14 protein-coding genes are annotated in these 14,057 nt (G+C 57.9%); 12 read left to right on the forward strand and 2 right to left on the reverse strand.

The features are described 5' to 3' along the window. From KGA89_RS10860 to KGA89_RS10870, 3 genes are all read left to right on the forward strand, one after another. Window positions 1–907 (forward strand): PAAR-like domain-containing protein (locus KGA89_RS10860; protein WP_223471517.1); only part of this gene is annotated, 907 nt, incomplete at its 5' end. 21 nt (window positions 908–928) lie between these two features. Beyond that, window positions 929–1,840, forward strand: a complete 912-nt coding sequence (locus KGA89_RS10865) for a hypothetical protein (RefSeq protein WP_223471518.1) — start codon at window positions 929–931, stop codon at window positions 1,838–1,840. A gap of 70 nt (window positions 1,841–1,910) precedes the next feature. After that, window positions 1,911–3,155: a TIGR02270 family protein gene (locus KGA89_RS10870; RefSeq protein ID WP_223471519.1), complete on the forward strand. Its 1,245-nt coding sequence runs from the start codon at window positions 1,911–1,913 to the stop codon at window positions 3,153–3,155. 119 nt (window positions 3,156–3,274) lie between these two features. Here the strand turns inward: KGA89_RS10870 and kdgD are convergent, their stop codons facing one another. After that, on the reverse strand, window positions 3,275–4,186 hold the full coding sequence (gene kdgD, locus KGA89_RS10875; protein WP_223471520.1) for a 5-dehydro-4-deoxyglucarate dehydratase: 912 nt from the start codon (window positions 4,184–4,186) through the stop codon (window positions 3,275–3,277). Window positions 4,187–4,558: 372 nt separating this feature from the next. Between kdgD and KGA89_RS10880 the strand changes: the two genes are divergently transcribed. The 5 genes from KGA89_RS10880 to KGA89_RS10900 all read left to right on the forward strand — a co-directional run bounded on the left by KGA89_RS10880 (window position 4,559) and on the right by KGA89_RS10900 (window position 9,095). Further along, on the forward strand, window positions 4,559–5,065 hold the full coding sequence (locus tag KGA89_RS10880; protein WP_223471521.1) for a TRAP transporter small permease: 507 nt from the start codon (window positions 4,559–4,561) through the stop codon (window positions 5,063–5,065). Beyond that, on the forward strand, window positions 5,065–6,348 hold the full coding sequence (locus tag KGA89_RS10885) for a TRAP transporter large permease subunit (protein ID WP_223471522.1): 1,284 nt from the start codon (window positions 5,065–5,067) through the stop codon (window positions 6,346–6,348). The genes KGA89_RS10880 and KGA89_RS10885 overlap by 1 nt, the downstream gene beginning before the upstream one ends. A gap of 27 nt (window positions 6,349–6,375) precedes the next feature. After that, on the forward strand, window positions 6,376–7,374 hold the full coding sequence (locus KGA89_RS10890; RefSeq protein ID WP_223471523.1) for a TRAP transporter substrate-binding protein: 999 nt from the start codon (window positions 6,376–6,378) through the stop codon (window positions 7,372–7,374). A 63-nt stretch (window positions 7,375–7,437) separates the two neighbouring features. Next, a complete protein-coding gene (locus KGA89_RS10895) occupies window positions 7,438–8,241 on the forward strand; it encodes a carbon-nitrogen hydrolase family protein (RefSeq protein WP_223471524.1) in 804 nt (267 codons plus the stop codon). 38 nt (window positions 8,242–8,279) lie between these two features. Next, window positions 8,280–9,095, forward strand: coding sequence for an HpcH/HpaI aldolase family protein (locus KGA89_RS10900; protein ID WP_223471525.1), 816 nt, complete (start codon window positions 8,280–8,282; stop codon window positions 9,093–9,095). Window positions 9,096–9,177: 82 nt separating this feature from the next. On the opposite strand, the gene KGA89_RS10905 is transcribed toward KGA89_RS10900, so the two are convergent. Further along, window positions 9,178–10,077, reverse strand: a complete 900-nt coding sequence (locus KGA89_RS10905; protein WP_223471526.1) for a LysR family transcriptional regulator — start codon at window positions 10,075–10,077, stop codon at window positions 9,178–9,180. Between the two features lie 112 nt (window positions 10,078–10,189). Here KGA89_RS10905 and KGA89_RS10910 point away from each other — a divergent pair, with 112 nt between their 5' ends. The 4 genes from KGA89_RS10910 (at window position 10,190) to KGA89_RS10925 (ending at window position 13,975) form a co-directional block, all read left to right on the forward strand. After that, entirely contained in the window at window positions 10,190–10,861 is a 672-nt protein-coding gene (locus KGA89_RS10910) for an RraA family protein (protein ID WP_223471527.1), read from the forward strand. A 68-nt stretch (window positions 10,862–10,929) separates the two neighbouring features. Further along, complete coding sequence (locus tag KGA89_RS10915; protein ID WP_223471528.1) at window positions 10,930–11,985, forward strand: TRAP transporter substrate-binding protein; 1,056 nt, start codon at window positions 10,930–10,932, stop codon at window positions 11,983–11,985. A 91-nt stretch (window positions 11,986–12,076) separates the two neighbouring features. Next, window positions 12,077–12,694 carry a TRAP transporter small permease subunit gene (locus KGA89_RS10920; protein ID WP_223471529.1) on the forward strand — a complete coding sequence of 206 codons (618 nt, stop codon included), beginning with the start codon at window positions 12,077–12,079 and terminating at the stop codon, window positions 12,692–12,694. Then, on the forward strand, window positions 12,695–13,975 hold the full coding sequence (locus KGA89_RS10925; RefSeq protein WP_223471530.1) for a TRAP transporter large permease: 1,281 nt from the start codon (window positions 12,695–12,697) through the stop codon (window positions 13,973–13,975). The last annotated feature ends 82 nt before the right edge of the window (window positions 13,976–14,057 follow it).

Consider the following 14,057-nt stretch of genomic DNA (forward strand, 5'->3'; position numbering starts at 1 on the left):
GCCCACCCCGCTGGGGGTGCCGATTCCCTACCCCAATACTGGCTTGGCCAAGGACACCACCAGGGGCACGCGAACGGTGAAGATCAGTGGCAAGGAGGCCATGCTCAAGGATAAGAGTTATTTCAAGACCAGTTATGGGGATGAAGCTGGAAATGCGCCAAAAAAGGGGATCATCACCGGCAAGATCAAAGGGAAAGTCTATTTCACAGCCTGGTCGATGAATGTGAAGTTTGAAGCTGAAAACGTCGTGCGAAACATGGACCTGACCACCCATAACCACGGATCGACAAGCAACACCGGCCCTTGGCCTTATCAAGATGCAATTGCGATGGATACCGCTGGTCACCCTTGCCAACCAATGGCAAAGGATATTAAGACCCAATGCTCTGGTGCCAAAGACAAAAGCGCCAAGTGTTGTAGCAGCCGTAAATGCCTGCTTATGCCGAAGACCCCGAACCGTTGTTGCAACGGCGCGGATGGCAAACAGATGACAGGCCACCACCTGCTTCCATCCAAGGAATTCGTCGCACATGTCAACCGAGGCTCCACAGACGCAGCGACGAACTATGAATCGGACAAGGCTCCCTGTCTCTGTGTGGAAGGCCATAGCCATTCATTACGTACCGAGCATGGACAGGTAGGGTGCAATTACACCGTCGAAAGAAATGCTTGGCTCGCTAATCCTGCCAACCGAGGCAAGGCCTATACCCTGGCCGTCGGTTGCGAGGTAGGCGCGAAGTCGGCGGTTGGCAAAGTCAATGTTCCTCCCGGAGCCAAAGGATGTAACAAGGAGTGCCTGCAAAAGCAGCTGGAGAATGATCACCAGAAGATGGAATTGACGGTGAAACCCAACGATCCGCTGCCCAGAGCGAAACAGCCGCCACTCGCCATAGTATTGGACGATTAACAAGCACAGGATCTAATGAAGATGAACGGAATATCAGATGCGGAGTTTATTGACGGGGCCTTTATTCAGGAGGGCGTTAGTCCGGTCGCGGGTATCATCATCGCTACCTGTACCATTGGCGACGATTATGACAACCCAAAGAATAGGGTCGGCGTTAGAAAGCAGGATGCCTGGCTTGAGTTCGGATTGTCTGCAGAAGCTATTCTCTCGGTTGATGCCGCTATTGACGGCTCTGCTTACGTCTTGGGAGAGAACGGTTCAGTCGTGCGTTTCGATTGGAAATCGCCAACAACAAGAGAGGCGCTCAAAGCCTCGCGAAAGGCCTACGCAAACGCTGCCGTCAGTAACATCGGACCACTGCGCAGAATTCGGATCCTGGGTGACGATGTGATCTGCGCAGGATCTGTCGGCCAGGTCTATCGCTTGTTCGGCGATAGGTTCGAAACACTGCCGAAGTTAAGCGTGGGCAATCAGGATGTGACAATTGAGGATATCGCCGGAAGCAGTCGCAGCGACATGGTCGCTGTAACCTCCGATGGTTACGCTGCGCATTTCGACGGTACAAACTGGACCGTCCTTGATCTACCAACCAACGCAAGTCTTACCAGTATCTGTCGGCTGGACAACGGTCACTATGCCATTGCTGGCAAGAATGGGACTGTACTGATCGGCGTCGCAGATCAATGGTCCATTGTTCAGCCGATTGACACGATAAGAAGCTACTGGGGGATTGCGGCCTATAACGATGAAATATATGCAGCACATTTGGCCGGTGTGGACAAAGTCGCCGGACAGACTTTGATTGCCTTGGATATAGAAGAAGCAGACCTCCAATTCACAGTGCTTCGAAGCAGCACCGAAGGGGTGTGGTCCTTTGCGGACAGAACGATTGGGTTAATCCGCGATGATCAATGGCAAACGATAATGAAGTAATGCGTGCCAAGGGCACGCCAAGTCATTCGAAGTTTCCTGTAGAAGAACCACTGGAGGCGTAACATTCAACATGCTAGTCACTTCCGTTGTTCTGGACCAACACGCCGAAGAAGCCAGCTTCCTTGCCGTCCTGCGCGACTATGCCCTGCGCGCCCCACACTACGATATCGACCACCTCGACAAACTCGATAACCGCCTCGACGCCCACCTCGACGGCTTGCGAATCGCAGCCCCTGGCGGTCTGGAAACGCTACTGACCCAGCTCGGACCACACGCTATCGGCGAGATGTTCGCCAGTGTGGTGCTGGCCTTCGAGACGGCCGATGCGAAAGTGCTGTCGCGGCTCAGCGAGCATTTGCGCAGTGCCTTGGAAACAGAACGCGGTTACCTGATGGCTTTGGGTTGGCTTGACTGGGAACGGGTATCGCCCTGGATCGAACGTATGCTCGCCTCCCCCGAGCCCCTGTTTCGCCGCCTCGGCCTCGCAGCCTGCGGTATGCATCGCCACGATCCAGGCCCCGCCCTGTTGGCCGTGCTTTCCGATGCCGACCCAAGCGTGCTGGCACGTGCCGCCCGCACGGCGGGCGAGCTGCGCCGGCGTGACCTGCTGCCGGCGATTCGTACCCATCGTCTGCATGAGAATGCGGCCACGCGCTTCTGGGCCAACTGGGCCACCGCACAGATGGGCGACGAGCAAGCCCTGGAGCCATTGCGACAATTCGCCGAACAACCGGGCGAGTTCCAGTACCGCGCGCTCTGCGTACTGCTGGCCTGGCAGGAACGCGAGCCCAGCGTCGCCTGGATACGCCAGTGGGTACAGGATCCCAGGGATCGGCGCATCGGCATCCAAGCCCTTGGGCTGCTGGGCGATCCGGTCTGCGTACCGTGGTTGATCCAGCAGATGAGCGACCTGCCCTATGCCCGGGTCGCCGGTGAAGCCTTCAGCCTGATCACCGGCGTTGACCTGGCGCTGCTCGACCTGGAACTGCTGGCCTTGCCGGATTTCGATGCGGGCCCGAACGATGACCCTGAAGACCCCAATGTCGCGATGGACCCCGACGAAAACCTGCCCTGGCCCGACCCGCAGTCAATCACCCACTGGTGGCAGGCCCACGGCGGCGATTTCCAGGTGGGCGTCGGTTATGTGCTGGGACAGCCCCAGAGTGAAAGCAGTTTTCAGCAAGCCCTTGCCCGAGGCCAGCAACGCCAGCGCATCGCCGCCGCCTGCGGCATCGCCCGCTATCGGCCAAACGAAGTACTTTTCCCCACGAGCGCACCGGCCTGGCGGCAAAAGCGCTTGTTGTTCGGGCGATGAGCAGGCGATATATCGGGCAATCCGCTGCCCTCCAGAAACAAAACACACCGCGAGAGCTTTGCTCTTGCAGGGTGTCTCGCCGACCACTGTGTCTTCAGTGGTTTTCAATCATGGTGGGGTTATTGCGCGCCCTGCTTTTCGATCAGCGCAGCGAGCAGCTTGTACTCCTCAGAAGACAGTTCGGTGAGCGGCGTACGTACCGGGCCTGCGTCATGGCCGACAATTCTTGCTCCGGCCTTGACGATACTGACCGCGTAACCCGCGTTGCGGTTACGGATGTCCAGATAGGGCAGGAAAAAATCGTCGATCATTTTGCCAACGGCCACATGATCTTCCCTGGCAATCGCGTGATAGAAATCCATCGCCAGTTTAGGGACGAAGTTGAACACCGCCGACGAGTACACCGGAACCCCCAGGGCCTTATAGGCCGCGGCATAGACCTCAGCCGTCGGCAGACCGCCCAGGTACGAGAGTCGATCACCCAGGCGACGACGGATCGACACCATCAACTCAACATCGCCCAGGCCATCCTTGTAGCCGATCAGATTCGGGCAGCGCTCGGCTAACCGTTCCAGAAGCGCAGCGGTCAGGCGGCACACGTTGCGGTTGTAAACCACCACGCCGATCTTGACCGATTTGCACACGGCCTCGACATGGGCAGCCACCCCCTCCTGGCTCGCCTCGGTCAAGTAATGAGGGAGCAGCAACAACCCTTTGGCCCCCAACCGCTCAGCCTCTTGCGCATATTGAATCGCCTGGCGCGTGGACCCGCCCACCCCCGCCAGGATCGGCACACTGCCGGCGCAGGTATCGACTGCGGTCTTGATGACTGCACTGTATTCATCGGCCGCCAGGGAAAAGAACTCCCCGGTTCCCCCTGCCGCAAACAGCGCGCTCGTGCCATACGGGGCCAACCATTCCAAGCGTCGCGCATACCCTGCGGCGTTGAATTCACCGCGGCTGTCGAAATCAGTCAGCGGGAACGAAAGCAGCCCCGAGGAAAGGACGGATTTAAGCTCAGATGGAGTCATTGTTTTATCACCTGTTTTGATTGTCATTGGAAAAGCAGTTGATGTCATACGTCATCATACAACAACAAATAAAACAACCTTTAAAGCTAATCACTCCAACTTTCGTCGCCCGCTTCCCAACTGATTACTATTCCTTATCTAACTAATAAGAACATTGACTTAGCCAGAAGTCCCAATGGCATTGACACAACTACGACGGAAGGAAAGACTTATTCATGTCGTACGACGACATATAACAAATAATAAAAAGGTGACCTTACTTATGCTCCGTTTGCATCTTCTTGCAGCGCGCTCCAATCGGCCCGGTGGCGCGGCTCTCCTTGCAATACCGCCGTTGCGCAGCTTCCATACCTTCAACTTGGTGCAAGCGCCATGAACGACGTCCTGAAACTCTATTTTCTAGCGCTGAAGGTATTGATCATTGCGTGCCTGGTTTGTATCACAGCGCTGATTTTCGCCAATGTCTTGTTGCGCTACGGCTTTAATTCCGGCCTGTTTTTCACTGAAGAAATTTCCAGGCTGGCATTCGTCTGGCTGGTCTTCGCCGGCTCCCAACTCATGCTTCATGAAAAGGGCCATATCGGCGTCGATATCCTGACCAGCCGTGTCTCGCCCAAGATAGCCAAACACCTGTTGACGTTGACCTTTCTGCTGATGCTGTTTGCCACTTCGCTGTTTCTCCAGGGCAGTTGGCAGCAGACAGTGATCAACCTGCATGTGGGCGCCCCTTCCACCGGAATATCCATGGGCTTGTTCTATGGCGCCGGGTTGGTCTTTTGCGTCTTGAGCACCCTGCTGCTCTGCGTTCAATTGGTGAAGCACTTGGCCACACCGGCCAGCGTGCCCTTGTCCTCAGCCGCACACGGGGTACTCAAATAATGGCCCTGGGCGTTTTTGTCGGCGTGCTGATGGCCGCCTTGCTCATAGGCGCGCCAATCGCCTATGCACTGATTCTCTGCGGCGTAGCCCTGATGTGGCTGCTCGGGTTGTTCGACGGCCAGATCATCGCGCAGAACATCATCAACTCGGCGGGCAGTTTCCCGTTGCTGGCCATTCCGCTGTTTATCATCGCCGGCGAGGTCATGAACAGCGGCGGCCTGTCCAAGCGCATCATCAACCTGGCCATTTCCCTGGTCGGGCATCTGCGCGGTGGCCTTGGCTACGTCACCATCTTCGCCGGGGTACTGCTCTCCAGCCTGTCGGGCTCGGCACTGGCCGATGCGGCGTCACTGACCGCACTGCTGCTGCCGATGATGGTCATCGCAGGCTACAACCGCAACCGATCCGGCGGCCTGATCGCCTCGGTCTCGGTGCTTGGCTCGATTATTCCACCCAGCATCGGTTTTGTGGTCCTGGGGGTCGCCTCCGGCTTGTCGATCACCAAACTGTTCCTGGCAGGTATCGCCCCGGGGCTGATGATCGCCGCTGCGCTGGTCATCACCTGGTGGCTGGTGTCCCGTCGCGACAAAGACGTCGAACTGAGTCCCAAGGCTTCTGGCAAGGAGCGCCTCAAGGCCTTGACCGACAGCACCTGGGCGCTGCTGTTGCCCGTGATCATTGTGGTCGGCCTGCGCTTCGGCATCGTGACGCCGACCGAGGCGGGTGCGGTGGCGAGTGTCTATGCGCTGCTGGTGTCGTCGCTGATCTACCGGGAACTGAGCCTGAAGTCATTCAGCGAATTGCTGTTGCGCGCAGGAAAAACGACCGCGGCCGTCATGTTCCTGGTCGCCGCCGCCTCGATCCCGGCCTGGATGATCACCATCGCGGACATCCCGGGGCAGATCATCGACCTCATTCAGCCGGTCATGGACAACCCGAAGCTGTTGATCGTGGTGCTCATGCTGCTGATTCTGCTGATCTCCATGGTCATGGACCTGACGCCGACGATTTTGCTGCTGGCGCCGATCCTCGTTCCTGTCGTAACCGCCGCGAACATCGACCCGATCTACTTTGGCGTGCTGTTCATGATCAATTGCTCCATCGGCCTGATTACCCCGCCCGTGGGCACGGTGCTCAACGTCGTCTGTGGCATCGGCAACATGCGCTACGAAGCGCTGCTCAAGGGCACCGTCCCGTTCCTGATCGCCGAAACCATCGTCCTTTTCCTGCTGGTGATCTTCCCCGACCTGGTCACCGTTCCAGCGCAATGGTTCGCCCACTAAAACAACCGACAAGAAAAAGGAAAAATCATGACCAAGCATCTAACCGTCCTGGCTGCCCTGCTGCTGTCCAGCAGTTTGAGTTTCGCCGCCGAGTACAACGCTCGCACCATCAAGTTTGCCGCCACCAGCCCGAAGGGAACGCCGCCGGCCATTGGCATGGAACTGTTTGCCAAGAAGGTCAATGAGCGCAGCGGCGGCAAGATCAAAGTGCGGACCTTCCCCAATGGCGTGCTGGGCGGCGACGTACAAGTGCTCTCCTCGCTACAGGGCGGCGTGGTGGAAATGATGACCTGGAACGCCGGCCTGATGCTCAATCATGTGACCGACTTCGGCATTCTCGATTTCCCCTTTATCTACACCGATACCGTCAAGGTCGACGCCATGCTCGATGGCGAAGTCGGCAAGATGCTGATCGACCAGTTGCCCGCGAAGAACCTGGTGGGCCTGGCGTTCTGGGAACTGGGCGTACGCAACTTGACCAATAACGTGCGGCCGGTGCAGAAGATGGAAGACATCGCCGGCCTGAAGATTCGCGCGCAACAATCGCCGTTGTTCCTGGATGTGTGGACGGCGCTCGGGGCGAATCCCACACCGCTGCCCTTCACCGAAGTTCACACCGCGCTCGAAACCCACACCGTGGACGGTCAGGAAAACCCGGCGGCCTTGATCCTCGCTTCAAGGTTCAATGAAGTGCAGAAATACCTCAGCCTGACCCATCACAACTACAACCCGCAGATCGTCCTGATCGGCAAGCCCTTCTGGGACAGCTTGAATGCCGATGAGAAGGCGCTGCTGACGGAGGTCGCCATGGAAGTGCGCCTTGAGCAACGGGAGATTTCCCGCCAGGCCGACAGCAGGACGATTGCCGAATTGCGCAGCGCCGGCATGCAAGTCAACGAACTGGCCCCCGAAGAGATCGCGCGCATCCAGCAGAAAATCCGCCCGGTGATCGACAAATACGCCGCGCAGATCAATCCGGAACTGGTGAAGAAAGTCTACACGGCCGTGGATTACCACCCGCAATAACTGCGCTGCGCTGAGCGCCCCACTCAGCGCACGCCTTCCAATCCATCACGAGGAAACCAAACCATGAAGATTTCGGTCGCACAGATCCACCCTGTTATTGGCAATCCGGTTCAAACCATCGACAACGTCGCTGAGCTGTCACGGCAAGCCGCAAAAGAAGGCTCGCGCCTGATCGTCTTTGCCGAATGCCTGCTGACCGGAGGCTCCTTCGACAGCCGCGAAGACCTGGAAAAAGGCGCCATCAGTATCGATGCCCTCAATCCCTTGCTGGAGGTCGCCGCTGAAACCGGCATCCATATTGTCGTCGGCTTCTATGAGCAATACGCCGACTCGATCTTCAATACCGCCGCGCTGCTGGGGCCCAAAGGAATCATCGGCCTGCATCGCAAGCGCCATCTGCCCTTCATGATCGGTGATCGCTTCACTGATCGCCCAGCCGAATGGACACCGCCGGTGTTCGACACTGAAATCGGCCGTATCGGCCTGGCGATCTGCTACGAAATCCGCTTCCCGGAAGTCGTACGCACCCTGGCACTGGAAGGGGCCGAGATTGTTGTCCTGCCCGCGGCATGGCCCGAGCAGGCGCGCCTGTTGCCGGACATTTTCAGTAACGTGCGCGCAGCCGAAAACATCGTCTATTTCGTCGCCTCGAACCGTAATGACATGGATGGCGGCATGCAGTTCATCGGCATGAGCCACATCATCGAACCGTCGGGCCAGTCCTTGATCCGCGCCGGACAAGAGGACGGCATCTTCAGCGTCGACATCGACCTGGAGAAGGCGCGCAACAAGTCATTGATCCGCGACCCTGGTGTGTTCGAGATACACCCCTTCCGCGACCGTCTGCCAGAGACCTATCGCCTCTGACACGGCCGCCACCGATAACGCCTTCTCAGGTAATTGCAATGCACAAGAAGATCACCTCGCTGAAAGATCGAATGGCGGACGGCCCAACGTTCGGGATGAACATCTACAGTACGGCCTGCATGCCCATCGAAGTGGCTGGCAACTGGGGGCTGGACTTTGTCTTCATCGATGCCGAACACACCGCCCTGGGCGTCGATAAAGACCTGGAAAAACTGATTCTGGCGGCCCACCACGCCGCCATCCACAGCCTGGTTCGCGTTCGTGGCACCCTCGAATGGGACATCCGTAAAGCCTTGGAAATGGGCGCTGCCGGGGTCATCGTGCCCCAGGTCCACAACGCTGGGCAGATGCGGGAAATCATCCGCGTCAGCAAATTCCCACCGTTCGGCCGGCGTGGCGGCGACAGCTCGGTGCGCTCGGCGAATTACGCCGGCCCCGGATTTGACTGGGCCCGTTACACACAAGAGGAAAACGCCCGTGGCGTGATCGTACCCATGGCCGAGAGCTACGAGTTCTTCGACAACATCGATGAAATCCTTGATGTCGAAGGCATCGATGCGGTGCATTTCGGTCCGGCGGATTACTCGTTATCCCGCCAATTGCCGGTCGACTATCGCCTCGGTAACCCCGAAATCCAGGCACGTCTGGCGTTACTCATCGAGAAATGCCACAGACGCTCGATCCAAGTCATGGTGCCCTGCTTCCCAGCAGACACGGAAACAGCCAGGCGCCTGTTGGACATGGGCTGTGACATGTTGCTGATGGGCAGTGATCTCTCATGGCTGAATCAGGCGGGACACCACATCGCCGCGATCCAAAAAACGTTCCAAGGGACTCAACACACTTGCGTTTGAGGACACGCAACTTATAAATAACAATCCATAGTTCAAGGCCGAATCAATACATTGATTCGGCCTTGAATAAAAACGGAAATGACTAGTTGACCAGGAAGTTCTGACGCAACAGCGTCGCCCGAGTCAGGGCGACCAACTCATCGAGTTGCACATCGGGCCTTTCCGTTAAATAAGACAAACAGAACCTGGCCGGTGCGATGGGTGGGTGACTGGGCAATACTTTCAACATGTCCACTGCCAACATGTCTCGAATTAGCGGAACAGGAAGAATACCAATAGCATGTCCGGCAGAGATCATCTTGGCAATGAATGCCAGGGAATTACTGGAGTGAAAAGCCTCGGACACATTCCCCCCTTCTTTCAACCAGCGCTCAACGACCGAGTACAGGGTCGAGGGTGCGGAGTGCGTCACGATCGGATAGGCGCCGGCATGCTCCGGTAGAAATGCCCCGCCTTCAATGTCCAGCTGTGCGGCGGCCACCCACTGGAAGGTCATCCAGCCCAGAAAGATGTCAGTGACATCGTCTCGCGTCATCGGATTGGTCAGGAGTGCCAGGTCAAGCTCGTGATCATTGAGCTTTCGGTTAAGCACCGCCCCCACATCAATCGTGATTTCAAGGGTGATTTCTGGAAAGTGCGCCTTGATCTCGGCGATGACCGCGGTCAGCCCGACCATTGCCGAACACTCGTCAGCGCCGACGCGCAATCTGCGATTGTGCTTTTGCTTGGCCGCGAACTGCTCGAGCTTGATGCTGTTGTTGAGCGCCAACTCGGCATGTTGCAGGGCGATCAGGCCATCGGCGGTGATGATCATGCGTTGCTTGCTGCGGTCAAAAAGTTTCACGCTCAGCAGCGACTCCATCTCGCGAATTCGCGAAGAGATGGCCGGTTGTGTCAGATGAAGATGCCGCGAGGCAGCATGGACGCCGCCTAATCGAGCAGTCCAATAGAAGGCCTCGATCTGCATCAGGGTAATTCTCATGATAAAAATCGTCCTGGCGTTGATTCGTTGATTTTTATTATCGCATTGGATTCGTGCTTGTTAGGCTGCACTGACTGTATCAGACATTCATCAAAAACAAGTAAATCCCAGCATGTATATTATTAAAGAACTACCGCAACAGATCGCCACGGAAGAACTTTCTATTCTTCTTGCGGCCGAGCCGGCAACCATCGGCCACTTCGTCACCAAAGGTATTTTAAGTACCCGTATAAAAGCCCATTTCCAAGACGTTAGAGCGGTTGGAACCGCTGTTACAGTGAGAATGCCTGGCGCCGATGGAGGCATTTTGCATTACGCGATGGGCTCCGCCAGGCCAGGTGACTTCCTGATCGTGGATCGTTGCGGTGAGCGGGTCACGGCAGCCATGGGCGGCGCCATGGCGTATGCAGCGAAGCAGGCCGGAATCGCCGGCATCGTCATTGACGGATTCGTCACCGACCTGAGCGAGTTGCGCCAGCATGGGGTTCCCATATGGTCTTGGGGCGCCAGTGCGATTACCACGCGGGTCAAGGGCGAAGAAGGTGAGTTTTGTACCCCGGTCCAATGTGGCGGTGTCGTGGTCCATCCCGGTGATGCGGTGGTAGCCGATGAGAACGGCATTGTCGTCATCACCCCGGGCGAGGTGCTCCCACTGGCGCGGCGCGCAATCGCGTTTCAGGAGAACGAAAAAATCACCTTGGCAAGACTGGCAAACGGCGAGAAATTCCCGGATGTCACAGGTTCAAGATCCATCATTGACGCCGCCACCCCGGGCCGATCCTGAAAAAAACAGACGCACGTTGCCGTTTCGTTTCTGCCATGTAGCTCCCTCAAAAAAACAACAGGACTACCATGAAACCGTACCCGATTTTCCTTCTGATCTTCGCCATGCTTTGCGGCCTGATCGGGCCCGCAGCCTTGGCGGACAATCAGGCGACCACCCACTTCAATGTGATTGGCGGTGGTAGCCACAATTACACCTTTCGCGCGGTGGAGAAGCCGTTCTGGAACAAGACCCTGCCCGACAGTTCTGGTGGCACCGTCACGGCGCGCCTCAGAGGGTTGTCGGAAAGCGGCCTCAAAGGCGCCGAGATGGTGCGCTTGATCCGCTCTGGCGCGGTTGAAATCGGCATGGGCGTCTTTGCTTTCGTGGCCGGTGATGACGCCTTTTTCGAAGGGATCGATCTGCCCGGCATGGCCGCCGATATTGAAACTTCCCATCGGGTTTCGACGGCGTTCAAGCCGGTGTTGGCAGAACGCATGGCCGAACGACATGGGGTCAAGCTGTTGGCGACGGTGCCCTATACGGCGCAAGTGTTCTTCTGTCGCGACCCCGTCAATTCCATCGCAGACCTCAAGGGACGCAAGATTCGCGTACGCGGGCGCAACATGTCCGAGTTGATCAACGCGCTTGGCGGATCGCCCATGACCTTGCCGTTCGCCGAGGTGGTGACCGCCATGCAGACCGGCGTCATTGACTGTGCGGTGACGGGCATTGGCTCAGGCAACGCCGCCAGGTGGTACGACGTGGCCAACCACCTCTACAACCTGCCGGTGGACTGGTCGGTTGGTTTCTATGCCATTGGCTTGAAGCGCTGGCAGTCATTGCCCGAGCCTGTACAACGCCTGCTCCAGGCACAATCCCAGGTCTTGGAAGACCGGTTGTGGGAAGAAACCGCCAAAGAAAATCACTCTGCATTGGCCTGCAACATCGGCGCGCCTGACTGCCAGATTCACCGCCCGGCCCATATGCAGGTCAGCACGCCGACCAACGCCGAGAAGAAGGTTCTGCAGGAGGCCGTTCTCAGGATTGCCAACGACTGGGGCAAGCGTTGTGGTGCGCCGTGTATCGAGCGTTGGAATGCCACGGCAGGCGCGTCCCTTGGCGTGAGCCTGCACACCCCCTGAGCCGCGCCCATGCGTCGATCGCCAGTGGAGCTTGCGCGACAAAGCTTGTTGCGCGTTCTGAACGCCCCCACGTTTGCGGAGAACCCCATCCATGAAACGCACTGAATCTTCTGCTATCCGGCTCGTGAACAGCATTGCCAGGCTGAGCGCCTGGCTGGGCGGTATTGCCCTGATGGGCACCGCACTGATGATCGGCATTGACTTGATCCTGCGCAAGACCATCGGCCTGTCCATGGGCGGCGCCGACGAAATAGCCGGCTATGTCCTGGCCATTGTCAGCACCTGGGCGTTTCCCATCGCCCTGTTGAAGCGCTCCCATATCCGGGTGGACATCGTCTACTCGCACCTGCCCCTCGCATTCAGGACTTCTCTGGATCTGCTGGCGCTGAGCTGCATGGCGATTTTCGTCGGCATCGTGCTGTTCCACGCATGGGACGTGCTGTGGGATTCCATCCAGTACCGCTCGACTTCCACCACACCGCTGCAAATCCCGCAGTGGGTGCCTCAATCCGCCTGGTTCGCCGGCTACCTGTTCTTTACCCTGACCATCGTTGTGCTGGGCTGCGCCAGCGTGATCCAGCTACGCCAGCAACGATGGGCGTCGATCGGTGCGCTGATCGGCATCAATTCCGTCGAGGAGGGCATTCAAGAAGAAACCCACCGTCCCGCACCAGGGCACACAACGACCCCGTCGAATGGAGCGCACTAAATGCTCGCCTTTACCCTCTTCACCCTACTGGCCCTGCTTGGCTTGAGCGTGGCTGCGGCGGTCAGCGTCGGCTTGCTGGGCCTTTCGTTGTCAGAGCTGTTCTCGACATTGCCGCTCAGCAACGCCATAGGCGAAATTGCCTGGAGCACCAGCGCCGAATTCTTGTTGGTCGCGATTCCGCTCTACATACTCATGGGTGAGCTACTGGTGTGTTCAGGCGTCGCCGGGCGCATGTACGGTGCCGTCGCCAAGTGGCTTTCGTGGTTGCCCGGTGGCTTGATGAATTCGAACATAGGCGCCTCGGCACTGTTCTCGGCAACCAGCGGCTCCAGCGTGGCGACCGCCGCCACCATCTCGACCCTCGCCCTGCCGGAGCAGGAACGCAAAGGCTACCCTGCCCCGCTGTTCCTCGGCTCGATTGCCGCCGGCGGTACGCTCGGCATTTTGATTCCGCCCTCGATCAACATGATTCTGTTCGCGCTGATCGCCAATCTCTCGGTGCCCAAGCTGTACTTGGCGGCTACGATCCCGGGCATCCTGCTCAGCTTCATGTTCGTGGCGATCATCGTGTTGGCGTGCCTTATCCGTCCCGAATTGGGCGGCAAGAAGGAACACTCGACCTGGGCCGAACGACGGGACAGCATTCCGGACCTGCTGCCGCCGTTGGCCATCTTCGCCCTGGTGGTCGGCGCCATCTACAGCGGTTTCGCGACCGCCAGTGAATCGGCGGCCTTGGGTGTCATCGCCGCGTTCGCCCTGGGCCTGTGGCGGCGCGCCTTTACCTGGCAGAACCTGGCGCAAGCCTTCGAGTCCACCATGCGCACGACCGGGATGATCATCTTCATTACCTTGTCGGCGTTCTTCCTCAATTTCGTGCTGTCATCCATCGGGCTGACAGCAACCCTGGTCAGTTTCGTGATGGGCCTCGACATGTCGCCGATGGGCACGCTGCTGGCGATCATCGTGTTCTACATCATCCTCGGCTGCTTCATGGACACGCTGGCCATGTTGATCACCACCGCACCGCTGGTGGTGCCAGTCATTGTCGCCTTGGGTTTCGATCCGCTGTGGTTCGGCGTGATACTGATCATCCTGTGCGAAATGGGACAAATCACCCCGCCATTCGGGATGAATCTGTTCGTGGTGCAAAGTATTCGTAACAAAGGCAAGTTCCTGGATGTGGTCTACGGCACCTTGCCTTTCTGTTTCGTATTACTTGTGCTGATCGCGCTCTTGATCCTGTTTCCGCAGATCGCGCTTTGGCTTCCGCAATTTGCTTGATTCGAGCAAGGCGTTATAAGGGGCGGCGGGTGCGCGCCCCATTTGGCTCGAGCCGGTTCACTGCCCGGCTGAAAACTGACCA

This window comes from Pseudomonas sp. A-RE-22, assembly GCF_019956035.1.
Taxonomy (GTDB): Bacteria; Pseudomonadota; Gammaproteobacteria; order Pseudomonadales; family Pseudomonadaceae; genus Aquipseudomonas; species Aquipseudomonas brassicacearum.

Excerpts from the sequence above, each read along its gene's own strand:
- KGA89_RS10915 (WP_223471528.1), top strand. The coding sequence starts at position 10,930 with ATGAAACCGTACCCGATTTTCCTTCTGATCTTCGCCATGCTTTGCGGC.
- KGA89_RS10895 (WP_223471524.1), top strand. The coding sequence starts at position 7,438 with ATGAAGATTTCGGTCGCACAGATCCACCCTGTTATTGGCAATCCGGTT.
- KGA89_RS10870 (WP_223471519.1), top strand. The coding sequence starts at position 1,911 with ATGCTAGTCACTTCCGTTGTTCTGGACCAACACGCCGAAGAAGCCAGC.
- KGA89_RS10865 (WP_223471518.1), top strand. The coding sequence starts at position 929 with ATGAACGGAATATCAGATGCGGAGTTTATTGACGGGGCCTTTATTCAG.
- KGA89_RS10890 (WP_223471523.1), top strand. The coding sequence starts at position 6,376 with ATGACCAAGCATCTAACCGTCCTGGCTGCCCTGCTGCTGTCCAGCAGT.
- KGA89_RS10910 (WP_223471527.1), top strand. The coding sequence starts at position 10,190 with ATGTATATTATTAAAGAACTACCGCAACAGATCGCCACGGAAGAACTT.
- KGA89_RS10905 (WP_223471526.1), bottom strand. The coding sequence starts at position 10,077 with ATGAGAATTACCCTGATGCAGATCGAGGCCTTCTATTGGACTGCTCGA.
- KGA89_RS10925 (WP_223471530.1), top strand. The coding sequence starts at position 12,695 with ATGCTCGCCTTTACCCTCTTCACCCTACTGGCCCTGCTTGGCTTGAGC.
- kdgD (WP_223471520.1), bottom strand. The coding sequence starts at position 4,186 with ATGACTCCATCTGAGCTTAAATCCGTCCTTTCCTCGGGGCTGCTTTCG.
- KGA89_RS10920 (WP_223471529.1), top strand. The coding sequence starts at position 12,077 with ATGAAACGCACTGAATCTTCTGCTATCCGGCTCGTGAACAGCATTGCC.
- KGA89_RS10900 (WP_223471525.1), top strand. The coding sequence starts at position 8,280 with ATGCACAAGAAGATCACCTCGCTGAAAGATCGAATGGCGGACGGCCCA.
- KGA89_RS10880 (WP_223471521.1), top strand. The coding sequence starts at position 4,559 with ATGAACGACGTCCTGAAACTCTATTTTCTAGCGCTGAAGGTATTGATC.
- KGA89_RS10885 (WP_223471522.1), top strand. The coding sequence starts at position 5,065 with ATGGCCCTGGGCGTTTTTGTCGGCGTGCTGATGGCCGCCTTGCTCATA.